This window comes from Pseudomonas lutea, assembly GCF_000759445.1.
In the GTDB taxonomy this organism is placed as follows: Bacteria; Pseudomonadota; Gammaproteobacteria; order Pseudomonadales; family Pseudomonadaceae; genus Aquipseudomonas; species Aquipseudomonas lutea.
Genome location: NZ_JRMB01000002.1, coordinates 1,127,003 through 1,150,683 on the forward strand (window position 1 = coordinate 1,127,003; position 23,681 = coordinate 1,150,683).

The 23,681-nt window shown below is 61.0% G+C and carries 22 protein-coding genes and 1 pseudogene; 16 read left to right on the forward strand and 7 right to left on the reverse strand.

The window, feature by feature from the left end; genetic code table 11:
- The first annotated feature begins 28 nt into the window (after positions 1 to 28).
- The 7 genes from LT42_RS17285 (at position 29) to LT42_RS17315 (ending at position 9,767) form a co-directional block, all read left to right on the forward strand.
- Positions 29 to 1,459, forward strand: coding sequence for a DUF3426 domain-containing protein (locus LT42_RS17285; protein ID WP_037015531.1), 1,431 nt, complete (start codon positions 29 to 31; stop codon positions 1,457 to 1,459).
- A 277-nt stretch (positions 1,460 to 1,736) separates the two neighbouring features.
- Entirely contained in the window at positions 1,737 to 2,750 is a 1,014-nt protein-coding gene (dusB, locus tag LT42_RS17290; protein ID WP_037015533.1) for a tRNA dihydrouridine synthase DusB, read from the forward strand.
- A complete protein-coding gene (gene fis, locus LT42_RS17295; RefSeq protein ID WP_015093301.1) occupies positions 2,747 to 3,067 on the forward strand; it encodes a DNA-binding transcriptional regulator Fis in 321 nt (106 codons plus the stop codon). Before dusB ends, fis begins: the two co-directional genes overlap by 4 nt.
- Before the next feature lie 78 nt (positions 3,068 to 3,145).
- The gene (gene purH, locus LT42_RS17300; protein WP_037015540.1) at positions 3,146 to 4,753 is read left to right on the forward strand and encodes a bifunctional phosphoribosylaminoimidazolecarboxamide formyltransferase/IMP cyclohydrolase; all 1,608 of its coding nucleotides are present in this window, start codon (positions 3,146 to 3,148) and stop codon (positions 4,751 to 4,753) included.
- Between the two features lie 166 nt (positions 4,754 to 4,919).
- Entirely contained in the window at positions 4,920 to 6,215 is a 1,296-nt protein-coding gene (gene purD / locus LT42_RS17305; protein WP_037015543.1) for a phosphoribosylamine--glycine ligase, read from the forward strand.
- Between the two features lie 92 nt (positions 6,216 to 6,307).
- Positions 6,308 to 9,103, forward strand: a complete 2,796-nt coding sequence (locus LT42_RS17310) for a hybrid sensor histidine kinase/response regulator (RefSeq protein ID WP_037015545.1) — start codon at positions 6,308 to 6,310, stop codon at positions 9,101 to 9,103.
- Positions 9,104 to 9,170: 67 nt separating this feature from the next.
- Positions 9,171 to 9,767, forward strand: a complete 597-nt coding sequence (locus LT42_RS17315; protein ID WP_037015547.1) for a MarC family protein — start codon at positions 9,171 to 9,173, stop codon at positions 9,765 to 9,767.
- 9 nt (positions 9,768 to 9,776) lie between these two features.
- Here the strand turns inward: LT42_RS17315 and LT42_RS17320 are convergent, their stop codons facing one another.
- From LT42_RS17320 to cobG, 7 genes are all read right to left on the reverse strand, one after another.
- Complete coding sequence (locus tag LT42_RS17320; RefSeq protein ID WP_037015550.1) at positions 9,777 to 10,415, reverse strand: hypothetical protein; 639 nt, start codon at positions 10,413 to 10,415, stop codon at positions 9,777 to 9,779.
- Positions 10,405 to 11,115 carry a hypothetical protein gene (locus tag LT42_RS17325; RefSeq protein WP_037015553.1) on the reverse strand — a complete coding sequence of 237 codons (711 nt, stop codon included), beginning with the start codon at positions 11,113 to 11,115 and terminating at the stop codon, positions 10,405 to 10,407. Before LT42_RS17325 ends, LT42_RS17320 begins: the two co-directional genes overlap by 11 nt.
- A 47-nt stretch (positions 11,116 to 11,162) precedes the next feature.
- On the reverse strand, positions 11,163 to 11,963 hold the full coding sequence (locus LT42_RS17330; RefSeq protein WP_037015555.1) for a hypothetical protein: 801 nt from the start codon (positions 11,961 to 11,963) through the stop codon (positions 11,163 to 11,165).
- A gap of 339 nt (positions 11,964 to 12,302) precedes the next feature.
- Positions 12,303 to 14,012: a precorrin-3B C(17)-methyltransferase gene (gene cobJ, locus LT42_RS17335; protein WP_037015558.1), complete on the reverse strand. Its 1,710-nt coding sequence runs from the start codon at positions 14,010 to 14,012 to the stop codon at positions 12,303 to 12,305.
- Complete coding sequence (locus LT42_RS17340) at positions 14,012 to 14,743, reverse strand: precorrin-2 C(20)-methyltransferase (protein ID WP_037017477.1); 732 nt, start codon at positions 14,741 to 14,743, stop codon at positions 14,012 to 14,014. Before LT42_RS17340 ends, cobJ begins: the two co-directional genes overlap by 1 nt.
- A complete protein-coding gene (locus LT42_RS17345; protein WP_037015560.1) occupies positions 14,743 to 15,369 on the reverse strand; it encodes a precorrin-8X methylmutase in 627 nt (208 codons plus the stop codon). The genes LT42_RS17340 and LT42_RS17345 overlap by 1 nt, the downstream gene beginning before the upstream one ends.
- Positions 15,362 to 16,714, reverse strand: a complete 1,353-nt coding sequence (gene cobG / locus LT42_RS17350; RefSeq protein WP_276209543.1) for a precorrin-3B synthase — start codon at positions 16,712 to 16,714, stop codon at positions 15,362 to 15,364. The genes LT42_RS17345 and cobG overlap by 8 nt, the downstream gene beginning before the upstream one ends.
- A 205-nt stretch (positions 16,715 to 16,919) precedes the next feature.
- Between cobG and LT42_RS17355 the strand changes: the two genes are divergently transcribed.
- The 9 genes and pseudogenes from LT42_RS17355 to LT42_RS17390 all read left to right on the forward strand — a co-directional run bounded on the left by LT42_RS17355 (position 16,920) and on the right by LT42_RS17390 (position 23,420).
- Positions 16,920 to 18,122, forward strand: coding sequence for a bifunctional cobalt-precorrin-7 (C(5))-methyltransferase/cobalt-precorrin-6B (C(15))-methyltransferase (locus LT42_RS17355; protein ID WP_037015565.1), 1,203 nt, complete (start codon positions 16,920 to 16,922; stop codon positions 18,120 to 18,122).
- Positions 18,122 to 19,219: a cobalt-precorrin-5B (C(1))-methyltransferase gene (locus tag LT42_RS17360; RefSeq protein ID WP_037015568.1), complete on the forward strand. Its 1,098-nt coding sequence runs from the start codon at positions 18,122 to 18,124 to the stop codon at positions 19,217 to 19,219. Before LT42_RS17355 ends, LT42_RS17360 begins: the two co-directional genes overlap by 1 nt.
- Positions 19,220 to 19,230: 11 nt before the next feature.
- The gene (locus tag LT42_RS17365) at positions 19,231 to 19,959 is read left to right on the forward strand and encodes a cobalt-precorrin-6A reductase (protein WP_037017479.1); all 729 of its coding nucleotides are present in this window, start codon (positions 19,231 to 19,233) and stop codon (positions 19,957 to 19,959) included.
- A pseudogene (locus LT42_RS25375) lies at positions 19,944 to 20,132 on the forward strand (type II toxin-antitoxin system RelE/ParE family toxin); the annotation flags it as partial. The gene LT42_RS17365 and the pseudogene LT42_RS25375, both read left to right, overlap by 16 nt.
- A complete protein-coding gene (locus LT42_RS17370) occupies positions 20,132 to 20,422 on the forward strand; it encodes an addiction module antidote protein (RefSeq protein ID WP_037015572.1) in 291 nt (96 codons plus the stop codon). The pseudogene LT42_RS25375 and the gene LT42_RS17370, both read left to right, overlap by 1 nt.
- Before the next feature lie 98 nt (positions 20,423 to 20,520).
- On the forward strand, positions 20,521 to 20,937 hold the full coding sequence (locus LT42_RS17375) for a DUF2946 domain-containing protein (protein ID WP_037015574.1): 417 nt from the start codon (positions 20,521 to 20,523) through the stop codon (positions 20,935 to 20,937).
- 46 nt (positions 20,938 to 20,983) lie between these two features.
- Complete coding sequence (locus LT42_RS17380) at positions 20,984 to 21,460, forward strand: copper chaperone PCu(A)C (protein ID WP_037017482.1); 477 nt, start codon at positions 20,984 to 20,986, stop codon at positions 21,458 to 21,460.
- Positions 21,461 to 21,485: 25 nt separating this feature from the next.
- Complete coding sequence (locus tag LT42_RS17385) at positions 21,486 to 21,962, forward strand: DUF2946 domain-containing protein (RefSeq protein WP_052075321.1); 477 nt, start codon at positions 21,486 to 21,488, stop codon at positions 21,960 to 21,962.
- Between the two features lie 84 nt (positions 21,963 to 22,046).
- Positions 22,047 to 23,420 (forward strand): PepSY-associated TM helix domain-containing protein, encoded by a 1,374-nt coding sequence (locus LT42_RS17390; RefSeq protein ID WP_037015577.1) that lies wholly within the window; start codon positions 22,047 to 22,049, stop codon positions 23,418 to 23,420.
- The last annotated feature ends 261 nt before the right edge of the window (positions 23,421 to 23,681 follow it).

A 23,681-nucleotide genomic window follows, 5' to 3' on the forward strand; every position in this document is an offset into this window, starting at 1 on the left:
CAGGCGCTCTTTAACCCCGGATACCCGCATGACCGACAGCTTCGTCACTCAGTGCCCGCATTGCCAGACCAGTTTCCGCGTCAGCCACGCTCAGCTGAGCGTCGCCCGAGGCACGGTACGCTGCGGCTCATGCCTCCAGGTTTTCAACGCTGCGAAACAGTTGTTGGAACAACGTGCCGGGACGTCATTCCAGTCACCCACAGCAGCATCCCTGTCGACCACCCTGGAGACTCCGCTGGAAAGCCCGGTCGAGAAGCCGGCAGAGCAACCGTCGACTCCCTTGCAGCATCCCGACACCGTCGAGAAAAAACCGGAGATCCTCGCAACACAGTCGCTGGTGGTGAAGCCGCCAGCGTCGATGCCGGTCAAGCGTGACGCCCCCAATGTTGATCTGGACAGCCTGGATCTGGATGACCTGGACGTGGAGCTTGCTCGCCTCGAACAGCGTGAAATCCAGCTCCCGGAGTCATTTGGGCGGAGCCATACAGCCCGCGACCGCGATGACACTGAATCTTTCAGTGCCCGGCGCGACGAACCGGATGTCGCGCATGAGTCGTGGAGCGAAGGGGCGGGTCGTGACGACGTCGAACAATTGCCCGAGCTGCGCGCTGAAGTGGTCGATGAGCACGACAAACATGCGCAACAGCCCCCGCTGGACGACGATCTTGACCTGCGAGACAGCCATCGTACCGAGCCCTCGTTTTCATTGACCCCGGCTGACCTCCACGACGAGCAGGATCGCCCCCACTCTCTCAAGCATGACGAATCTGACGATCAGCCGCCGTCTGAACGCTTTTCCGCGTTGGACACCCAAGATGATCCTGAGCACTTGCGCGCCCTTTCGGACGATGAAGACGAGCTGCCTCGAGACCGAACCATGGGCAAACGCGGCCGCAACGAACCGGGACTGCGGGATCCGGCGCTGCTCGACCTGACAGATGACCCGTTGCAGCTCTCCTGGCAAAAACCCAAACCTCGCTGGGGAAGGCGTTTGCTGTGGATGCTGTTGATCCTGATTGCGCTGGGCGCATTGGTCGGTCAGTACATTGCCTATCACTTCGAAGAGCTGGCGCGACAGGATCAGTACCGCCCGATCTTCACAGAGCTGTGCCCGACCCTCGGCTGCAAGGTCCCCTCGAAGGTTGACATCAAACTCCTCAAAAGCAGCAACCTTGTGGTGCGCAGTCATCCAGAATTTCAGGGCGCCTTGATCGTTGACGCGATCATTTACAACCGCGCATCGTTCTCCCAGCCCTTCCCTTTGCTCGAACTGCGCTTCGCCGATGCAACCGGTCAGTTGATCGCCAGCCGGCGCTTCAAACCGGGTGAATACCTGAGCGGCGAACTGGCAGGCAAAGACGAGATGCCACCGCAGACGCCGATACACATTGCGCTGGACATCCTCGACCCGGGTCCCAAGGCTGCGAATTACAGCCTGAGCTTCCGCTCCCCCGAGTAACCACGGCGGGCAGGACGCGCGTGCGCACTGTTATGCGGCACCGATGCATGCACCGTAACGCCCGAAATCCGACGACACTTTTATGACAATTCGCGCCCCGGGCTGGCAGATTGCAATAAGAACGCAGCTGTTCAGATTTTATCCAATTCAGCCTTTATCCAGTCATCGAGAGCGGGTATCATGCCCACCCTTTTTCATACTCTGGGTCCCGTCTGAATTGGCGCTGAAGCACTTTTCGGACCAGACCTCGTGATTCGGCCCCACAACAGGTCACCCTATGTCGGCGGTACGCATCGGCCCTTACACATTGCAAAACGGCTTGATCCTCGCCCCGATGGCGGGTGTCACTGATCAGCCCTTCCGGCAGCTTTGCCGCCAGCTCGGCGCAGGCCTGGTGGTGTCGGAAATGGTCACCAGCGACATGAGCCTCTGGAACAGCCGCAAATCGCGGCTGCGCATGATTCACGAAGGCGATCCCGAGCCCCGCTCGGTGCAGATCGCTGGCGGAGACCCGCAGATGCTTGCGGACGCGGCACGCGCCAATGTCGAGTTCGGCGCGCAGATCATCGACATCAACATGGGCTGTCCGGCCAAAAAGGTCTGCAACAAGGCCGCCGGTTCCGCGCTGTTGAAAGATGAGCAGTTGGTGACCGAAATCCTGCACGCGGTAGTCGCTGCAGTCGAGGTACCGGTCACACTGAAGATTCGCACTGGCTGGGACAGAGCGAACAAAAATGGCCTGAATATCGCCCGAATCGCCGAGCAAGCCGGCATTCAGGCGCTGGCGGTTCACGGGCGAACCCGTGCCGACCTCTACACCGGTGACGCCGAGTACGACACCATCGCGGCCATCAAGCAGGCGGTGTCCATTCCGGTGTTTGCCAACGGCGACATCGATTCACCGGAGAAGGCCCGTTACGTCCTCGACGCTACCGGTGCCGACGGGCTGTTGATTGGTAGGGCCGCTCAGGGGCGCCCGTGGATTTTTCGCGAGATAGAACACTACCTGCAGACCGGGGAGAAACTTCCTGCGCTGCCGGTGAGTGAAGTGGAACGCATTCTGCTAGAGCATCTGGCCGCGCTCCACCTTTTCTATGGCGACGTAATGGGCGTGCGGATCGCACGCAAACACGTCGGCTGGTACCTCGCAACGTTGCCGGGCGCCCGGGAGTTTCGCGCCCTTTTCAACCGTTTGGACGATACAGAAGCACAGTGCGCCAACGTTCGGGAGTTCTTTTCCCGGCGCGATAAATCCCGCCCAGCCGGGAACGAAGAAGAGGTGGCCGCATGACGATGATGACTGAGACTTTAGTGAGTGGAACAACACCCGTGAGCGACAACGTCAATTTGAAACAACACCTCAATACGCCAAGCGAAGAGGGCCAGACCCTGCGCGGAAGCGTCGAGAAGGCGTTGCACAACTACTTCGCTCATCTGGAAGGTGCGGCCGTCACCGATGTCTACAACCTGGTGCTCTCGGAAGTCGAGGCGCCGCTGCTCGAATGCGTGATGAACTACGTCAAGGGCAACCAGACCAAAGCCTCGGAAATGCTGGGGCTGAATCGCGGCACCCTGCGCAAGAAACTCAAGCAGTACGACCTGCTGTAAGCATCCGAAAGACAAGCGACCTCACTTCAATGCGGTCGTTTTTTTTGCAAAATTCTTTTGCTTTTGATGGAAGTTGAGATGACCGACCAGACGACCCGCCTGCCGATCCGCCGCGCCTTGATCAGCGTATCCGACAAGACCGGCATTCTTGAGTTCGCACGTGAACTCGAAGCCCTCGGTGTCGAGATCCTCTCCACCGGCGGTACGTTCAAGCTGCTCAAGGACAACGGCGTTGCAGCAGTGGAAGTCGCGGACTACACCGGCTTTGCTGAGATGATGGACGGCCGCGTCAAGACCCTGCACCCCAAGATCCACGGTGGCATTCTGGGCCGTCGCGGTACCGACGATGCCATCATGAACGAGCACGGCATCAAGCCTATCGATCTGGTCGCCGTTAACCTCTACCCGTTCGAAGCCACGGTATCCAAGCCGGGCTGCGACCTGCCGACCGCCATCGAGAACATCGACATCGGCGGCCCGACCATGGTCCGCTCTGCTGCCAAGAACCACAAAGACGTGGCTATCGTCGTGAATGCCGGTGACTACACGCAGGTTCTGGAAAGCCTCAAGGCAGGCGGCCTGACGTACGCCCAGCGCTTTGACCTGATGCTCAAGGCCTTCGAACACACCGCTGCGTACGACGGCATGATCGCCAACTACCTGGGCAGCGTCGATCAGACCGCCGAGATCCTGAGCACCGAAGGCCGCAGCGAATTCCCACGCACCTTCAACACCCAGTTCATCAAGGCGCAGGAAATGCGCTACGGCGAGAACCCGCACCAGAGCGCGGCGTTCTATGTCGAAGCCAAACCAGCCGAGGTGGGCATCGCGACGGCAACCCAGTTGCAGGGCAAAGAACTGTCCTACAACAACGTGGCAGACACCGACGCCGCGCTTGAGTGCGTCAAAAGCTTCGTCAAACCTGCCTGCGTGATCGTCAAGCACGCCAACCCGTGCGGCGTTGCAGTCAGCCTGGATGCCGAAGGCGGCATTCGTCAGGCTTACGAGCTGGCCTACGCAACCGACAGCGAGTCGGCGTTTGGCGGCATCATCGCCTTCAACCGTGAACTCGACGCCGAGACGGCCAAAGCCATCGTCGAGCGTCAGTTCGTTGAGGTGATCATCGCCCCGAGCGTCAGCGCCGAAGCCCAGGCCGTCATCGCCAGCAAAGCGAATGTAAGGCTTCTGACCAGCGGCCAGTGGGACGCAGAGCGTGCGCCGGCCTGGGATTACAAGCGGGTCAACGGTGGCCTGCTGGTGCAGAGCCGTGACATCGGCATGATCGGCGCGGACGACCTGAAAGTGGTCACCCAGCGCGCGCCGACCGAGCAGGAAATCCACGATCTGATCTTCGCCTGGAAAGTCGCCAAGTACGTCAAATCCAATGCCATCGTCTATGCCAAGAATCGTCAGACCATTGGTGTCGGCGCAGGCCAGATGAGCCGCGTGAACTCCGCCCGCATTGCAGCGATCAAGGCAGAACACGCCGGCTTGCAGGTGCAGGGCGCGGTGATGGCCTCCGATGCGTTCTTCCCGTTCCGCGATGGTATCGACAACGCTGCCAAGGTTGGCATCACTGCCGTCATCCAGCCCGGCGGTTCGATGCGCGATGCCGAGGTGATTGCAGCGGCGGACGAAGCCGGTATTGCAATGGTCTTCACTGGCATGCGCCATTTCAGGCACTGAGTGCAGCGGCAAGCATCAAGCTGCAAGCGGTAAGTAAAAGCAGAATCGCGTGGCTTTACTCGCCCTTGCAGCCTTATTAATTCAGAGCAATGAGCCGTGATTAAGAGTTGTGCTATCGCTTTTACTTGCCGCTTGTAGCTTGCAGCTTCTCCAAAGGAGTCTTTCTTTGAACATTTTAATCATCGGCAGCGGCGGCCGCGAACACGCTCTGGCCTGGAAGGTTGCGCAGGATGCTCGCGTCGAGAAAGTCTTCGTCGCCCCCGGCAACGCCGGCACGGCCACTGAAGCCAAGTGCGAGAACGTGGCGATCGACGTGTTGGCGCTGGAGCAACTGGCCGATTTTGCGGAAAAGAACGTCACGCTGACCATCGTTGGCCCGGAAGTCCCCCTGGTCGCGGGTGTCGTCGACCTGTTCCGTACCCGTGGTTTGAGCTGCTTCGGTCCGACCCGTGGCGCCGCCCAGCTTGAGGGCTCCAAGGCGTTCACCAAGGATTTCCTGGCGCGTCACAAGATCCCGACAGCCGACTACCAGAACTTCACTGAAATCGAACCGGCCCTCGCGTATCTGCGTGAGAAAGGCGCACCGATCGTCATCAAGGCCGATGGCCTGGCGGCGGGCAAAGGCGTCATCGTTGCCATGACCCTTGCCGAGGCTGAAGAAGCCGTGCGTGACATGTTGGCCGGCAACGCATTTGGCGATGCAGGCTCGCGCGTCGTGATCGAAGAATTCCTCGATGGTGAAGAAGCCAGTTTCATCGTCATGGTCGACGGCAAAAACGTACTGCCAATGGCGACCAGCCAGGACCATAAGCGTGTGGGTGATGGAGACAGCGGCCCGAACACCGGCGGGATGGGTGCGTATTCCCCGGCCCCGGTGGTCACCGCCGACGTACACCAGCGAGTGATGGACCAGGTCATATGGCCGACCGTCAGGGGCATGGCCGATGAAGGCAACATTTACACCGGCTTCCTCTATGCTGGTTTGATGATAGACAAGGCCGGCAACCCGAAAGTGATCGAATTCAACTGCCGCTTTGGTGACCCGGAAACACAGCCCGTGATGTTGCGTTTGCAGTCGAGCCTGGTATCGCTGGTCGAAGCCGCTCTGGCGCAAACGCTGGACACAGTGGATGCTCAGTGGGACCCGCGTCCGAGCCTGGGCATCGTGCTGGCGGCCGGCGGCTATCCCGCTGATTATGCCAAGGGCGACGAGATTCAAGGGCTTGAGGCTGCAGCGGCACTGCCGGGCAAGGTGTTCCATGCTGGCACCACGTTGCAGGACGGACGGATCGTGACCTCCGGCGGTCGCGTGCTGTGCGCGACGGCGCTGGGCGAGACCGTTGGTGACGCCCAAGTACACGCTTATGCATTGGCTGCAAAGATTGACTGGCAAGGTTGTTTTTACCGCAAGGACATCGGCTACCGCGCTATCGCCCGGGAACGTGGCGAAGATCTGGCGTGAGCCTTGGCCCGGTCAGTGACACCCTCAGGGGCCACTGACCGGTCAGACGGTGCGGCATAGTTAACAGGGTTCATTCACGAAGGGATTTCGCCGTGCGCTGGCTCAGGATTGCCACTCGTTTGACTGTCACATTGCTGACCCTGCTCTGTATATCCCCGGCCGTGGCCGAGGTCGGTGCAGGATGGTCAACGCTTGTCGACGATCAGGCGAACCTGAATCTCGGCGATATCCGCTCGCCCCACTACGAATCCCAGTTCAGCCCTGTCGAACTCGACAAGGTGCGCGCGACCTCCCGGAATGCGGCCCTGTGGTTGCACTATCGCCTCCCCCCCGCCAATCACGAACAGCTGGTGCGCATCTTCGCACCTGATCTGGCGACCGTTGACATGTACGTGCTCGACGGCGACCGCCTGATCGATCACTCCCGCTCAGGTAACAAAGTGCCGCGCGAAGCCCAGCCCTTGCCCTCACTCGACTTCCTGCTGCCGGTCCCGTATAGCGAAAAGCCGCTCGACCTGTACCTGCGCCTTAAATCGGAACAGGAGTTGCGCCCGAACATCACTCTGCAGTCGGCCGTTTCGAGCGCTGCCGATGAGCGACGACCGCTGTTGCTCGGGCTGTTCTTCGGCTCGCTGGCCATGCTGATTGTGCAGAACCTTACGCGCTACGCTCAATCGCGCTCAATCAGCAGTTTATGGCTGGCCGCGTGCGAAGCCTTTTTGGGGCTGAGCGCCCTTCTTTTGCTCAATCTTCAGGCGCCATGGCTACCGCACTGGCATCTGGCGCAGACGCCCAGCGCGCATCTCGCTTTGCTGCTGGCGGCTGCAACGGGGCTGATGTACACGTATTGTTTCTTCATTCAGCGCGGGGTCGAAATACTCAACCGTCTGTTGATGGGCGTCTTGCTGATAGTCGGTTTTGGCGCCCTGCTGGTGCTGTTCGTGAACACGCTGCCGCTGAACATCCTGACCTTCCTGCTGGTTGCACTGACCACCTTCAGCATCACGGCTGTGTCGATCTATCACCTGCAAAAAGGCTATTCCCCGGCCCGTCCGTTCGTGATCGCCATGATCGTGTTCAATCTGGGCAATCTCGTGGTACTGCCTGCCATGCTCTGGCTGACCAGCATTGCGGCGCAGACGTTGATCATCGGTGTGTTGGCGGTGTTCTGCCTGTGCGGCCTGCTGATGAGCATTGCCCTGAGCGAGCGCCACCGCAGCATTACCGAAGACAACTTCAGCGTGAGCCGCGAGCTGGCGGCGAGCACCGCGGAAATCAACGCCAAGGCCGAATTTCTGGCCAAGATCAGTCATGAAATCCGAACGCCCATGAATGGCGTTCTGGGCATGACCGAGCTGCTGTTGGGCACGCCACTGTCGGTCAAACAACGCGATTACGTGCAGACCATCCACAGCGCAGGCAACGAGCTGCTGACGTTGATCAACGAGATCCTCGACATCACCAAACTCGAGTCAGGGCAGATCGAGCTGGATGATGTGCAGTTCGACCTCTACGCAATGATCGAAGATTGCCTGAGCATCTTCCGCGGCAAAGCCGAGCAGCAAAGTGTCGAATTGATCAGTTTCATACAGCCGCAGGTGCCGCGGGTCATCAGCGGTGACCCGACGCGGCTGCGTCAGACGCTGCTCAGTCTGCTGGAGAACGCCTTAAAGAAGACCGACGAGGGCGAGATCCTGTTGGTCGTCGCCCTCGACTCCCGCGCTGGCAAACCCCGACTGCGCATCGCCGTGCAGGACAGCGGCACCCCGCTGACCCCCAACGAAAGGGATGCCCTATTGCACGCCGAGCTGCACAGCAAGAACTTCCTTGCCGCCAGCAAGGTGGGTGGGCATCTGGGGCTGGTCATCGCGCGCCAGTTGATCCTGTTGATGAACGGGGAGTTCGGCATCCAGAGCGGCACCAACCAGGGCAGCACCTTGTGGCTGAGTTTGCCGCTGGATGCCGAACGACTTGAACAGCCGCCCGCCGATCTCGACAGCCCGCTCAAAGGCGCTCGGGTCCTGGTCGTCGATGACAACGACACGTGCCGCAAGGTGCTGGTCCAGCAGTGCAGCGCCTGGGGGCTGAACGTCAGCGCGGTGCCGACCGGCAAAGAGGCGCTTGCCCTGCTGCGCACCAAGGCTCACCTGCGTGATTACTTCGATATCGTCCTGCTTGATCAGAACATGCCGGGAATGACGGGCATGCAACTGGCCGCCAAGATCAAGGAAGACCCCAGCCTGAACCACGACATTTTGTTGATCATGCTTACCGGCATCAGTAATGCGCCGAGCAAGGTCGTTGCGCGAAATGCCGGGGTCAAGCGCATCCTCGCCAAACCGGTCGCCGGGTATACGCTAAAGACCACGCTGGCCGACGAACTCAATCAGCGCAACAAGGGCAATGCCCCCTTCTCGATGGTGCCCGGGCTGATCGGCGATATAGACGTGCCGAGCGACTTCCGCATTCTGGTGGCCGAAGACAACAGCATATCCACCAAAGTCATTCGCGGCATGCTGGGCAAACTCAACCTGCAACCGGACACTGCCAGCAATGGTGAAGAGGCGTTGCAGGCGATGAAAGCCCAGCGCTATGACCTGGTGTTGATGGATTGCGAAATGCCGATTCTGGATGGTTTTTCGGCGACCCAGCAGTTCCGCGCCTGGGAAACCGGTAATCAGCGCATACGCACCCCTGTGGTGGCCCTGACGGCGCATATTCTGGCAGAGCACAAGGATCGCGCTCGCCAGTCCGGAATGGACGGCCATATGTCCAAGCCGGTCGAGCTCTCCCAATTGCGCGAGCTCGTGCAGTATTGGGTGGAGCAGCGTGCGCGGGATCAAGCGACGCGCTCGCTCCGAGACGATGACCGTTTTGAGCAAAACTGACCGCCAGGTCCACGTAGCGGGCTGATAGACTTGGCGCCGTCCCAGTCTGCTGCCATGAGCTCAAACCATGCTTCACGTGCTGTTCAGCGTTTATCTGAAGATGCTGGTGCTCTATAGCCCGTTCTTCGTCCTGTCCTGTTTCATCTCCCTCAGCCGCGGTTATTCGCGCAAGGAACGCAAGCGCCTGGCGTGGAAGATCGCGCTCGCAACGCTGGTGTCCAGCGTGCTGTTGTACCTGTTCGGCCGGGTGATTTTTGGGGTATTTGGCATCACTGCCGACGCCTTCCGCATCGGCGCGGGCAGTGTGCTGTTCATCTCCGCGCTGGCCATGGCCCAGGGGAAATCAGGCGTACAGACCGACAACGTTCAGCAGGACGTCGCCATCGTGCCGTTGACCATCCCCATCACGGTAGGCCCTGGCACCATTGGTGCGCTGCTCGTTATGGGCGTCAGCCAACCACACTGGGACGACAAGCTCACCGCCATCGTCAGTATCGCCCTGGCCAGCCTGACTGTCGGCGTGGTGCTTTACCTCTCCAACAGCATTGAGCGGGTTCTGGGCGACCAGGGCCTGCAAATAGTCAGTCGGCTGATGGGGCTGTTTGTGTGTGCGTTGGCCGCCCAGATCATTTTCACCGGCATCAAAGGGTATCTGTTGACGTAAGCGCGCGAGCTATAGCCTTGCAATGGCGTTATTTGCTGCAACGGCCAGCCGCCTGCTGATTTCCTCTCGATGGGGCGCGTAGCTTTGTTCGGTGAGCAGGAAGGAGGCGCCGTTGGTGCGCACAGTCATGTCACCGGACAAGGTTTCCCAGAATGTCAGCGCCGGCTTCACCGCACGGGTTGTCATCTGCATGCCGCAGACCAGGATTTCCACCGCCCCGCTTTCCCTCGCCCTGCACGGTACGATCTGGAAACTTTCGGATTGGCCTGAAGAAAACCACGAATTGAAAAACCTGCTTGCATGCTCGCTTTCCAGCAGTGTTTGCAATGCACCGGTCATCAACGCGTGCAGTTCCGGCGTAGTGGCGCTCCCGAATGCACCAGCAGGAAGTCGGCGTAAATCCCGCAAATGCCCGATAGTGGCTATCCCGGGATTAATGGCGCCGGTCAATTTGCCGCCATTTTTATAGAGGGTGCGCTGATACTGATCAATCCAGGGTTTCCAGTTGCGTCGACGATCATGCTTCTGGTCTGCGGATAACTGCGCATAAAGCAGGCAGTCGAGGATGTCAGCACGCAACTGCGCTGAGACATCTGCCGCAAACGATACAAGGTTTCTGCTCTGCAGCAGGTTTATCCTAGCCGACATGGTCTACCCCCATTAATGCAGATACCCGTTCCGCTCGGCGATGATCCAGCGCTTCGCTCACCTTGAGTCTCAGGGGTGCATAAACCGACTCCATCAAGCGCAGGGAGTAAAAGTGCAGCTGGACATCACTCAAGAGATCGGTGACTTGCAGGGGCTCGAACAGAACGTTGCCTTTGAATCCAGAAGCCTGGGTAAAAGTGATGAAGCCCACCGAGAGCCCACCGTTTGCGTCCAGCAAACCCAGCTGCAGCACCACTTTCTGCGCAGCTTGCGGCTCGTGTCTTACACTGGCGACTGCTGGCTCCAGCGCTTCACGAAGGAGGAGCCCTATGGCGGGCTGGTCCGGGTGGCGCTCGAAAGATCGCACACAGGCGGATTCAGCCGCCGACAACAGCGCAACAGGCATGAATGCCGGCAGGCTGTCCTGGAGCAGTCCCCACACCGAATAAGGTAAAGGCCGCTCGGGCCTGTGACAGCAGGACTCGTGAGCTTCAAGCGCCCATCCAAAACGGGTAATTGCCACCAGCCAGGTCTCGTTCCAGGCCGAGGTGTTGGCAAAGCGTGAGTGTCTTTTGGTTGCGGCCAGTTGTGTGTACAGCACGCTGTCAGCGGTATCGCTTTTGCGCAGTGCCGAACATTCGCTGTGCATGAACAGCATGCACCCTGCGCTGACTTGCGCTTCAATCAATCCCTGATTCATCGCACATCTCCATCAAAAGGAGGCGCCGTGCGCCCCCAGTCCAGCGTTTAGATGTCGAATTCTTCGATAGCCGCCAAAGCACTTTCGCTTAACCGCTTCTGGATACCTGCACGAACATCCGCATACAGGCGACTGTTCAATACCAGGTGGTCCTCCCCTCGGAAGGTCTCGACCTGCGCGCTGTTCCATTCCCAAAAAAGCACATTGGTGACAGTGGAGGTGGCGGAGAAGTTGACCGCACCCATCGCCAGATTGACGGTTCCATCGCCGGACTCGATACAGGCACCCATACGGAAGTTGGCGCCGCGGTGAGTTTTGGCCTGGCTCTCGAACACACGCAGCGGTTCATCGTTGGTTTTCAGCGCTTCGACAGCATCACGGGCGACTTCAAGCATGGCAAACCCTGCGGGGCCTGGAAGGGCTGCGGCCAAGATAGCAGAACCGATAATCTCCAGACCGGCGCGTTCCATGCTGAAGCGCCGATGAGCGGAGCGATAACGGGAGTACTTCCAGTTGGTCGACAACCAACCCAGCGTCGCCAGCACTTTATTGAAGTGGGCGTACCACTGCTGGCTTTGAGTTTCCGGGTTGAACTTGAAATTGGCTGCTCGTGTTGCGAACAGAAAGGAATCCATGACGTCTTCCTTGTTCTGCCGTGATACGCCCTCGGCGAAGGCCAGCAAGTTGCCAGCCACTACTGCTCCCTGTGCCGGGTCTTCAATGGGCATCAGCATGGACGCATCCATCTGCGGCGTATGCTCACTTAACGAGTGGGTGCAATCAGCGAGCTGGCATCGGTCTACAAAGGCGCTGCGTTCGGCGTGGGTCATGCGTGCTTCATGGTTCATTTGTTAATCCTTTAACTGGCGAGAATGTCCGTCGTGGACAGAACGAAGACTAATCGAGAAGTCAGCGCTCGCCCAACGACATGGCAATGCCCCTTATCCCGGAACGGGCAGCGTGGGTCCTACACGCTGGCGGGGAGCCCGCTCGAACCGAGTAGCAGCAAACTTCAGGCAGGTCAGGAGGTTGCGTGTGACGCGATGGCGGACGATGGATGGGGATCACAAGCCTTGTGGCTCGAAAGCCGCCATTTCGACGAGACCAAGGACGAGTTTCATCATTGACTCATCGAAATGTGCGCGTCAGCTATCAGAAGAATCCGACGCAGCGAGATCCCGCATCACTCAAGCCGGCTTGGCGCCGTACCACCGCGGCGTATAGACCCACTGCTGGCCATCGGCACGGGGAAACACGCAGGTTAGCGAGGAGCCGATCAACACCATGGTGCGCATGTCTACCAACTCCGGGCTCAGCTCGCCGAGGGCGATGACGCGCAGGGTCTGGGCAGGTCGACCGACGTCCCGCCCCAGCGTCACGGGGGTCTCAGGCGTGCGGTGCCGGCGCACGATTTCCAGTGCGCGCCCCAGTTGCCAGGGCCGGGAACGTGAGATCGGGTTGTAGAACGCCAGCGCCAGATCCGCCTGACAGGCCAGATCAAGGCGCTTTTCGATGATGTCCCACGGCTTGAGGTTGTCCGACAGGGACATGACGCAGAAGTCATGACCCAGCGGCGCTCCTGCCAGCGCGGCGGTGGCGAGCGATGCGGACACCCCTGGCAGAATGTGCAGGTCAACCCGATGCCAGTCGGCATTGTCTGATTCGTGCAGGGCTTCCAGCACCGCCGCCGCCATCGCAAAGACGCCCGGATCGCCCGAAGAAACCACCACCACCGAACGTCCGGCAGCGGCCAGCTCGAAAGCATGCCGAGCGCGCTGCATTTCTTCACGGTTGTCGGTGCGGTGCAGCACTTGATCCGGCCGAAACGGGCCGGCCATGCGCACGTAGGTTTCATAACCCAGCACGTCATTGGCGCGCGCGAGCTCGGCTTTTACGGCGGGGATCATGAAGTCGCTGGCGCCCGGGCCCAGGCCAATGACGGCCAGTCGCCCCCGTGCACGGCCTATCTGCCGAACATCCAGCGGCTGCGGCGCAACAGCGACGGCAATACCCTCCGCCGGAGTCAGGGGTGGCAACAACTGCGGCAGCACTTGCTGGATCATCTCGGCCGGAGTTGCGGTGTCTGTAAAGCGTACCGCGACGCCCAATGTTTCAGCGGCAGTGTGCAACGCCGGATTGGCCATTTCCTCTTTGCTGGCAAGCAGACAGCCCAACGCCTGCAGAGCAATACGCGAATCGTGCAGCGCGGTTTTCACAGCCCCGGCGGCATTGGTGAGGTCCCCCTTCAGGGCCACCAGCACATTGCGCGGGTAAATCAGCAGCTCGTGATCGCTGGGTTCACGGTCGGCATAACCGACGTGGATTGCCGATTGCGCCTGATCATCTTCGGGCAGCTGCGCCTGAGCCAGCCAGGGTGCTGCGCCCTCCACACGTACTTTTTCGCCCGACAGCAAATCGCTGACGAAGCGCTTGCCCAGCTCCAGGTCGCCCAACGCATAGCCCGCAGGCGGGTTGAGCAGGCAGGTACCGAACCGCAGCTCGCCGCTGGTGGTGATGGCAGCTGCGGTGCCCAGCGCCGAAGCGATTTCCCGAGCCATGACGTTCACGCCGCCCAAGCCGCCGAGCAGTGGCACGACAGCACTGCCATCCTCGGCGACGGCGAGTACCGGCGGCTCAGCGCCCTTCTCCAACAACACGGCTGCCAGGGTGCGAATAACGATGCCGGCTGCGCACAACGCAATGATGGGCGTGTTCTGCTGGTAAAGCTGACGCAGGGTCGCGCCAAACTCCGAGTAGCTGCGATCAGCGTCATCGACGCGTTCGGCCAGCCCATGGATCAGCGCTTGCGGGTAGAGCTGCTGAATGCGTCGCGCCGTCATCAGCGCGCTTTTGCCCAGAACGACGATCGCCGGGGCCGTGAAGTGGGTCGCGGCCATCAGCCTTGCCACCGTTCGCCAGGGACGATAATCAGCGAGAAATAAGGCGAGGACATCGGATCGACCTCGGCAAGCGGGACAATCTTCTGGTTGGCCATGGTTGCGCGCTCGACGTAAAGCGCGCGCTCGGCCAGGCCGGTTTCGACCAGCACCTGACGCACTTTGTGAAGATTACGGCCCAGCTTCATAATCACCGCAGCGTCGGCATCCTGAAGTTTGCGTTTGAGGTCGTCGGCCGACAGTACGCCGGACAAAACCGACAGGCTCTGATTGCGATACACCAGCGGCGCACCCAATACCGAGGCACCACCAAGCATCGAACAGACGCCCGGGATGACTTCGGCTTCGTAGCGCTCGGCGAGACGGTCGTGCAGGTACATATAAGACCCGTAAAACATCGGGTCGCCTTCGCAGATCACCGCCACATCACGACCGGCGTCGAGGTGCGCCGCGAGGTCGGCGCTGCATCGGTCGTAGAAATCGCTGATCACACTTTCGTAAGACATCGGCGCGGGCAGCGCCTCGGTGGTGACCGGGTACACCAGCGGCATCAGTGTCTGGGCTTGCTGCAAATGACCTTCGATGATGCCGAACGCGTTGCCCTTCTTGCCTTTGGCGACGAAATACGCCACCACCGGCGACTCGCGCAGCAGGCGCAGGGCCTTGACCGTAATGAGTTCCGGATCACCTGGCCCCACGCCAAGGCCAATCAAACGACCGCGCGGTGGCATCATTCGATCTCCGTGGCGAGTGAGTTGACGGCCGCGGCGGCCATCGCGCTGCCGCCACGGCGCCCCTGCATGATCACGTAAGGCACGCCGCGGCTGTCGGCGGCGAGCATGTCCTTGGATTCGGCAGCGCCGACAAAGCCCACCGGAAAGCCCAATATCAGCGCCGGTTTCGGCGCGCCGGCATCGAGCATTTCAAGCAGGTAAAACAGCGCGGTCGGCGCGTTGCCGATCACCACGACGGCGCCTTCAAGATGCGGGCGCCACAGTTCCAGCGCTGCAGCGGAGCGAGTATTGCCCAGCTCGCGCGCCATCTCGGGAACGCGCTCGTTTTTCAGGGTGCAGATCACCTGATTGTTGGCCGGCAGGCGCGTGCGGGTGACGCCTTCGGCAACCATGTGCGCGTCACACAGGATCGGCGCACCGGCCGCCAGCGCGCGGCGGCCAGCGGTGCCCGCGCCCGGCGAGTAACGCAGGCCTTCGACCGCATCGACCATGCCGCAGGCATGAATGACCCGCACGGCGAGTTTTTCCAGGTCGGCCGGGATGGAATCGAGCCGGGCTTCGGCACGAATGATCGCGAAGGAGTTGCGGTAGATCTCCTGGCCGTCGCGGATGTAATCAATCATTGGTGTTGCTCCGTGAGTCGGCGGTCAACAACGCGCCGACTGCATCAATAGTGAGGTCACGTGCATGCAGATTGCCGAATCCGGCTGCGTCTGCATGACGAAAATAGAGATCGTAACGACCGGGCGAGGCTGCCAGCAGCGTCACCGGGGCTATATGCGCAGCGGCGCACGAACGCCGGCAGCCGGACAGGTGCACTGTCTGGCGGGTGGTGTTGTTTTGCAGCAATGCGGCCAGGCGCAATGCGTCGGCTTTGGTGTCGGCCAGACCTTTTGCGCAAGCCGCAGAGCCTGTGCACGCGATCATTCTGGCCAATGAAGCATTCGCATCCGAGAGCAGACCGGCTTTGCTCAAGCCATTCGTCACGGCAAGTGAATCCTCCATCGCAACGTTTCGCAGCGTTAGGCTCTGCCAGGGCGTCATGCACAGCTGACCGTCGCCATAAGCACGCGCCAGCCGCGCGGCTTCGCGCAACATAGACGGCCCCATGCGTCCCAAGGGCACGGCTGCGCCAATGGCGACGACGCCGTGTTGCGCCTGCGCATAAGTGCCAAGGTGCGCCAGATGACGTATCGGCTCACGTCGCCATCCGGTTATGTCCTGATTAACCCAAAGAGGCTGCGCAAAACGAGCGGCGACGTGCTCCATGAACCGGACGACAGGCACTTCTTTAAGCAGGTCACGCATGCGCGCGTGCTCAGGCCGCGCAAGGTCCAGAAACGTTTCCAGCACTGCCACGACCAATGCGTGCGCCGCTTCTGGTGCAACGGCCGCCAGGGGTGAATCATTTGCCGGGCAGCCTGCGAGCCCGAAGCCCAGCAACGTCTGGCCGTCGATGCACATCGCCGACAACCAGAGGTCATGGGGATGTTCGAGCATGGCCAGGCCCTCACCGCCGTCCAACGACAGCGCGAATTTAGGCGATAGCTCGTGAAAGCGCGGGTGATGCTCGAGGGTGTGCAGAATCTGCCCGGCCAGCGGACGTACATCGAGCAATTGCTGTGGATCAAGCCCTGCGGTCGGACTCAGCATCAGGTTGCGCACGTCATCACTGGCCGGATTGCCAGGGCCCAGGCCGGCGTCCAGCAGGCTGGCGATCAACCCGTCGCGGTCGGTGCCGATGCCGCGAATCTGCAGATTGCCGCGGTTGGTGGCCTCGATCACGCCACCGGCGAACCGCTCTGCGGCCTGCGCCACGGCCAGCGCCTGATCGGCGGTGATCAGCCCGCCCGGCAGCTTGATCCGGCAGATGCCGCCGTCCATCGCCGGGACGATACGCAGCAACCCCGGGCAAGCCGAGGGGCGAATGGGCGTAGCGGAAAGGCGAGCGGACAACGGCTCGGTCAATGGATCACCTGGTGCGACGGGCAGACGCGTAAAGAAACGAAACGTTACAGGGGCCGTATTATGCCTGCTTTGGCGGCAGGCATGAAAAGACGGTCTGTCGGATTCACAAAGCCATACGAACCGGGCCCTCTGGCGCGGTATCATGCCGGCTTCTTTTACAGGCCGATCGATCGGCCTGTCGCACGAATTTGGTTGAGGGCAATTCATGTCGCCGTGGCTGACAGTCGTGGGAATCGGTGAGGACGGCTACAAAGGGCTGGGCCGCAACGCTCGGCACGCGCTGTTGCAGGCGCAGCAGGTGTTCGGCGGCGCGCGACAACTCGGGTTGTTGCCACCCTGCATTCAGGCCGCGCATCGCCTGTGGCCCAGCCCGTTTTCCCTGGCCCCGGTGCTGGAGCAGCGCGGCACGCCGGTATGCGTGCTGGCCAGCGGCGACCCCATGTTGTTCGGCGTTGGCGCAAGCCTGTCGCGCCAGGTCTGCGATGACGAGATGCGCGTGATCCCTGCTCCATCGTCCTATTCTCTCGCGGCAGCCCGCCTGGGTTGGCCGTTGCAGGACGTGGTAACCCTCTCGGTAGTCGCTCGCCCGGTCGCGGCACTGAATGCTCAATTTCACAACGGCTTGCGCCTGCTGGTGCTGAGCAACGACGGTTCCAGCCCCGCAGCCATTGCCGCACAGCTCCAGGAGCGCGGCTATGGCCCGAGCCGCATGATCGTGCTTGAGCATCTGGGCGGCGCCGCCGAGCGGCAAATTGAAGGCACGGCGGGCGAGTGGAGCGCAACCGACATCGCCGCGCTGAACCTGGTCGCCATCGAATGCCGGGCGCAGCCCGATGCGCTGCGTCTGTCGCCGCTTGGCGGCCTGCCGGATGAGGCGTTCCGACACGACGGTCAGCTCACCAAGCGCGACGTACGTGCCATCACCCTCGCCCGACTCGCCCCAACGCCTGGCGAATTGATGTGGGACGTCGGCGCAGGCTGTGGCTCCGTCGGGATCGAGTGGATGCGCGCGCATCCGTCTTGTCGCACCATCGCCATCGAAGCCGATGAGGGACGGCAGCAGATGATTGAATTCAACCGCAATGCGCTGGGGGTGCCGGGCCTTCAACTGGTGCGTGGACGCGCGCCCGATGCCCTTGCCGGTCTGGAGCAACCGGATGCGGTTTTCATCGGCGGCGGTGTCACGCGTGAAGGCGTGTTGAGCGCGTGCTGGCAAAGCCTGCGGCCGGGCGGTCGGCTGGTTGCCAATGCCGTCACGCTGCAAAGCGAGGCGACGCTGGTGAACTGGCGCGAGCAGCACGGTGGCGAACTGACCAGAATCCATCTGGCACATGCCAAACCGCTGGGCGACTTTGACACGTGGCGCCAGGCGCTGCCGATCACCCTGCTTGAAGCGATCAAACCCTGATGCGCGACGAAACCGCCGAGCAACCCGCGCCATTGCGCAGCGGTTTGACCACGGGCAGTTGCGCCACCGCGACCTCCCTCGCCGCCGCGCGGTTGCTGCTGGCTGGCGAAACAAACGATGCGATCGAAATCACGTTACCCAAGGGCAAATGCGTGCAAATGCGCCTGGAGTTTTGCCGCTTGATGGCCGACGGCGCCGAAGCGGGCACGCTCAAGGACGCCGGGGATGACCCGGACGTAACACACGGCGCGCTCGTTTACGCTCAGGTCAGGTTAACGAGTGAGCCCGGCACACGCTTTATCGCGGGCGAAGGCGTCGGCACCGTGACCCGGCCGGGTCTGGTGCTGGGCGTGGGTGAACCGGCAATCAATCCGGTGCCTCGCAGAATGATGGCCGAACACCTCTCTCAAGCAGCGCAGGAGTTCGGCTATGACGGCGGCTTCGAGGTGACGATTTGCGTCGAAAATGGCAGCGCGCTCGCCTTGAAAACGATGAATCCGCGTTTGGGTATTCTGGGCGGATTATCGATCCTGGGCACGAGCGGTATCGTCCGGCCTTTCTCTTGCGCGGCGTACATTGCCTCCATTCATCAAGGTATCGACGTCGCGCGTACCAACGGCTACCAGCACATCGCCGCCTGCACCGGTAACGCCAGCGAAGACACGATGCGTCGGGTGTATCAGTTCCCGGATATCGCGCTCATCGAGATGGGGGATTTTGTCGGCGCGGTGCTCAAGCACCTGCGCAAGACGCCGGTGGAACGGCTTAGTGTGTGCGGCGGCTTTGGCAAAATCAGCAAACTGGCGGCGGGCCATATGGACCTGCACAGCCGCCACTCCAGCATCGATTTGAATCAGCTCGCTCAGTGGGCCGCCGATGCAGGCGCGGACGCCGCGCTGCAGCAAAGCATCCGCGAAGCCAACACCAGCCAGCAAGCGCTGGCCATGGCCGCCGCCGTCGGCATCGCGCTCGGCAACACGGTATGCCAGCACGCGCTTGATTTCGCCCGCAGCGTGGTGCCTGCGCAGGTAGAGGTCGAAGTGTTTGCCATTGACCGCCAGGGCGGGATCGTCGGCCATGCGGGAGGCTTTTCTTGAAACCATCTGCTCTGAAACGCGTGCTGCTACTCGGCGGTGTCACCGAAGCGTTGGCGATTGCCCGCACCCTGGGGCCTCAGCATGTTTACAGCCTGGCAGGCGTGGGCCGCGTGCCGACCGATTTGCGCTGTCAGGTACGAGTCGGCGGGTTTGGCGGCGCTGAAGGCATGGCCAACTTTGTGCGGCAATCGGGCATCGATTTGATTCTCGATGCAACGCATCCCTACGCCGCGCAGATCAGCCACAACGCTGTGGTTGCGGCGAAGGCCGCCGGAGTTCCGTGTTGGGCCTTGCGACGACTGCCGTGGCAAGCGGGCCCCGAGGATGACTGGCGCGAGGTCAGCGACTGGGCTGAGTTAATGTCCGCGCTCGCGCCTTTTCAGCGCCCGCTGTTCACCTTGGGCCGTGAGCCGTTGCAGCATCTTCATGATATTCCACAGCATCAGTTCTGGACGCTTAGGGCGCTGGATGTCTACCCCGGCAACGAGCGCTGCGAGGTGATTGGCGCGCGCGGACCGTTTCGCCTGGAAGACGAGCGCGAGCTGTTCCAGCGCCGCAATATCGACGTCCTCATCAGCAAGAACAGCGGCAGCACGGCGACCGAGCCCAAGCTGGAAGTGGCCCGCGAGTTGGCCCTGCCCGTGTTGGTATTGAAGCGACCCGTGCTGCCTGAAGTGGACCGAGCCTTCTGGAGTGTCGGAGAGGTGTTGGCTGCATTGCGTGAGATTGTGAATCAGTAGGTGGACGCGTTTTTGAAATGCGCGTTCACTACGGGCCCGGTTATCGAATTTACCTGACGCGGCATGGAGACGCTGTCTATCTCCTTCTCGTGGGTGGCGATAAATCGACTCAGAAAACGGATATCAAACGTGCCAGGGAAATGGCCGAAACCCTCACGGCGAGGGATCATTAATGAAAGAAGAATTCAAACCGTTCGACGCATCCGAATACCTGGAGACCATCGAGGATATGGCTGGCTATCTAGACGCCTGTCTTGATGAAGATACGGGTGACGGTATGTTGGTTCGTCTGGCTCTTAAGGACATCGCACGCGCATACGGAATGACCCAGATTGCACGCGACACCGGCCTGGGGCGGGAGAGTTTGTACAAGGCGCTAGCCCGAGGTGGCAACCCCGAATTCGCCATAATCATGAAGGTGATAAAGGCGCTGGGCCTGAAACTCCACGCCTGCACTGCCTGAACCCCTGCTGAACGCTGACTGAACCAACATCTGCTGCGCGACATAACGTCGCGGGCAGGGTTTTTACATCGGGCGGCCAATCAGGCTAAATGGCCCACATGACAAAACAACAAAATCAAATCCTCACGCCACAGCGGCGGCGCGCCTTTGCCTGGGTGGCCTGCTTCGCCCTGCTGTTCGGGGCGTTGGCAATGCCGCTGACACCGACCATGCCGCGTCCCCAGGCTGAGCGTCTGGTGTGGGGAAATGCGTGTACGGGGGCTGCGCCTCTATTGGCCATGACGCCCGTTGAGGTCATCGACCGACAAGCTCCCCATCACCCCGATATCGCGCTCATGCAGCACTGCGCCTGTTGCACCGGCGCCATGCCGATGGTTGCGGTGCCAAGCGGTATCGGTTTTGGATTGTTCGCCCTCATCGAACCGGTGCGTTTCCCTGTGGCGATGGTGGTGCTGCGCACTGCGCACCGTCCGCAATGGCCGAACCGCAATCCGCACGCATCCCCTCGGGTCTGATTGATCGTGCCGTCGCGTACCTGAACGAATTGGAGCCCCAGCTTTGATACTGAACAAACTTGTCCTGCTGGCCGCTCTCGCGTTGCCGGTCTGTTACGTCGAAGCGCACGATTACGCCGCGGGCTCGCTGACGGTTACGCAACCGTGGTCACTGGCGTTGCCCCCGAACTCACCCACCGCCGCTGCCTATTTTGTGATCACCAACGAAGGTCAGGCGCCTGACCGACTGGAGGCCGTCGACAGCCCCATCGCAGGTGGCGCACAGTTGCACGAGCACGTGAGCAAGGACGGTACGATGAAAATGCAGCACGTCCAGTCAGTGGAGATCCCGGCGGGCGGCAACCTCGTTTTTGCGCCAATGGCGTATCACGTCATGTTGCTGGACTTGAAAGACCGCAGCAAACTCGTCGACGGCCAGACCTTCCCTTTGATCCTGCACTTTGAAAAAGCGGGTGATCTGACGGTCGACGTTACGGTACAAAAACAGCCACCCGAATCCGCCCATTCGGCCCACGCTTACTGAAGCTGCCTAATCACGACGCTGCCCCATGAGCCGCCTGCCCGCGATCCGCATCAGCTCCGCATTTGCCCCTCGTAAATCTCAGGGCGCGTGGCTGAGCCTGTTCGCCATGCTGATGATTTTCGTCGGCCCGCTGATCTCGCAATCCATGCCAATGGAGCACCACAGCGGCATGGCGAAGCCCGCACCGGCCTCGATGTCGATGTCGATGTCGATGCACGGCGAAATGAACATGTCTGCCTCTATGGACGTGGGTGCAGACACGCATGACGGTCACTTCCAGAGCGAGCAAACCGCAGGCGTCGACCATGTTATCTGGGCCAAGTGCGGTTACTGCACGCTGTTGTTCAGTTGCCCTGCGATCACAAAGACCATCGCTGTCGCGGCACCCGTTCAGCCCAGACCCGCGGACTTCTACAACGAAGGCCCGCAACACGGGCATGCCCAACGCCACGTATTCCCCCACGCCCGCAGTCGCGCGCCACCCGTCTCGTCAGTTGCCTGATATCGCAAATTGACTCGTAGCCGCTGGCGGCTCTTCTCACCGCCAGCGCGTTGCGCCGTGTTTCTCCGACGGGAGCGTTGTACCGTGTCCAAACCCAATGTGTCGTTTTATAACCTGGCCTGGCGATGGCATTTCTATGCCGGCCTGTTCGTCGCACCCTTCATGATTTTGCTGGCGCTTACCGGGATCGTGTATCTGTTCAAGCCGCAGCTCGATGCGCTGATGTACAGCGACCTGTTGACGGTCAAACCTGCGCACCACTCGCTGACTGCCGATGAACAGCAAATGCGTGTGTTGGCCGCTTATCCCCAGGCACAGGTGAGCAAATACCTGCCGCCGTTGAATGCCGAGGGCAGCGCGCAGTTTGTGCTCAGCAAGGAGGGCCGCGAACTCAATGTATTCGTCGACCCTTACAGCGGCACGGTCCTGGGTGATCAGGATGCCCAAAGCAACCTGCAAGCCATGGCCCGCGAGCTGCACGGCGAACTGATGATCGGAACCGTAGGTGACCGGCTGGTCGAACTGGCGGCCGGCTGGGGCATCGTGCTGGTGGTGTCCGGCGTGTATCTGTGGTGGCCGCGAGGTCGCTCGCCCGCTGGCGTGCTCTGGCCTCGGATTGGCGCGCGAGGCCGTATCCTCTGGCGCGACCTGCATGCGGTGACCGGGTTCTGGGGTTCGGTGGCGCTGTTGTTCATGCTTCTGAGCGGCATGACCTGGACCGGCTTATGGGGCAAAACCTACGCCGACCTCTGGAATACGTTCCCGGCAGCCATGTGGAATGACGTCCCCAAATCCGACAAGCAAGCCGGTGCACTGAACAGCGCAAGCGTGCAGACCGTGCCATGGGCCATGGAAAACACACCGATGCCGGTGTCTTCGGGGGATCACGCCGCGCACATGAACCACAGCCACATGGCCAGCGGGCCAGCGGCACCGGCTGTTTCCCTTCAGCAAGTGGTGGACATCGCCAGGGCCCGACAAATCGAACCGGGCTACAGCATCACCCAGCCCAAGACCGCCGACGGCGTGTTCACCGTTTCGGTGTTCGCGGACGACCCGCGCAACGACGCCACCCTGCATATCGACCAGTACAGCGGCAAGGTCCTCGCGGACGTGCGTTACGGCGATTACAGCACGGTATCCAAAGCGACCGAACTGGGCGTGATGCTGCACGAGGGCAAGATGTATGGCTGGGTAAACCAGTTGGTGATTCTGTTCATCTGCCTGATGGTGCTGTTGAGTTCGGTCAGCGGCATTGTGATCTGGTGGAAACGTCGCCCGCAAAACGGTTTCGGCGTTCCGCCGTTGCGTCACGATCTCCCCCGCTGGAAAACCGCAACCGTGGTGATGATCGTGCTGGGAGCGGCATTCCCGCTGGTTGGCGTTTCAATGCTGGCGGTGTGGCTGCTCGATCGAATAGTGCGTTCGCGCTTTGCCAAAACGGCGGCAACAGCTTAGATTGCGTCTCGCGGGGCCTGGAACCTTTCTTGGGTGGTTTAGTGATGAATTCCTCCTCATTTCGGGTTTCAGGCTCCGCACCTGTTTTTCCCTGCTCCCTGAGCAGGGTCTTCCCGGCGAAACATCCTACCCGTCTGATCAAACTCTCTACTTGCCGATATCTGGCAATGCCTACAGACGCCTGTCTCTCGTCCTGACTTCATGACGTGAATCGCTGAATATTTCGTTCGGCGAGTCATCCCTCATGCAATGAACAGGCAC

Bases quoted from the DNA above. Each gene is read 5' to 3' on its own strand.
- LT42_RS17285 (WP_037015531.1), top strand. From the start codon at position 29: ATGACCGACAGCTTCGTCACTCAGTGCCCGCATTGCCAGACCAGTTTC.
- dusB (WP_037015533.1), top strand. From the start codon at position 1,737: ATGTCGGCGGTACGCATCGGCCCTTACACATTGCAAAACGGCTTGATC.
- fis (WP_015093301.1), top strand. From the start codon at position 2,747: ATGACGATGATGACTGAGACTTTAGTGAGTGGAACAACACCCGTGAGC.
- purH (WP_037015540.1), top strand. From the start codon at position 3,146: ATGACCGACCAGACGACCCGCCTGCCGATCCGCCGCGCCTTGATCAGC.
- LT42_RS17315 (WP_037015547.1), top strand. From the start codon at position 9,171: ATGCTTCACGTGCTGTTCAGCGTTTATCTGAAGATGCTGGTGCTCTAT.
- LT42_RS17320 (WP_037015550.1), bottom strand. From the start codon at position 10,415: ATGTCGGCTAGGATAAACCTGCTGCAGAGCAGAAACCTTGTATCGTTT.
- LT42_RS17325 (WP_037015553.1), bottom strand. From the start codon at position 11,115: ATGAATCAGGGATTGATTGAAGCGCAAGTCAGCGCAGGGTGCATGCTG.
- LT42_RS17330 (WP_037015555.1), bottom strand. From the start codon at position 11,963: ATGAACCATGAAGCACGCATGACCCACGCCGAACGCAGCGCCTTTGTA.
- cobJ (WP_037015558.1), bottom strand. From the start codon at position 14,012: ATGGCCGCGACCCACTTCACGGCCCCGGCGATCGTCGTTCTGGGCAAA.
- LT42_RS17340 (WP_037017477.1), bottom strand. From the start codon at position 14,743: ATGCCACCGCGCGGTCGTTTGATTGGCCTTGGCGTGGGGCCAGGTGAT.
- LT42_RS17345 (WP_037015560.1), bottom strand. From the start codon at position 15,369: ATGATTGATTACATCCGCGACGGCCAGGAGATCTACCGCAACTCCTTC.
- LT42_RS17355 (WP_037015565.1), top strand. From the start codon at position 16,920: ATGTCGCCGTGGCTGACAGTCGTGGGAATCGGTGAGGACGGCTACAAA.
- LT42_RS17360 (WP_037015568.1), top strand. From the start codon at position 18,122: ATGCGCGACGAAACCGCCGAGCAACCCGCGCCATTGCGCAGCGGTTTG.
- LT42_RS17370 (WP_037015572.1), top strand. From the start codon at position 20,132: ATGAAAGAAGAATTCAAACCGTTCGACGCATCCGAATACCTGGAGACC.
- LT42_RS17375 (WP_037015574.1), top strand. From the start codon at position 20,521: ATGACAAAACAACAAAATCAAATCCTCACGCCACAGCGGCGGCGCGCC.
- LT42_RS17385 (WP_052075321.1), top strand. From the start codon at position 21,486: ATGAGCCGCCTGCCCGCGATCCGCATCAGCTCCGCATTTGCCCCTCGT.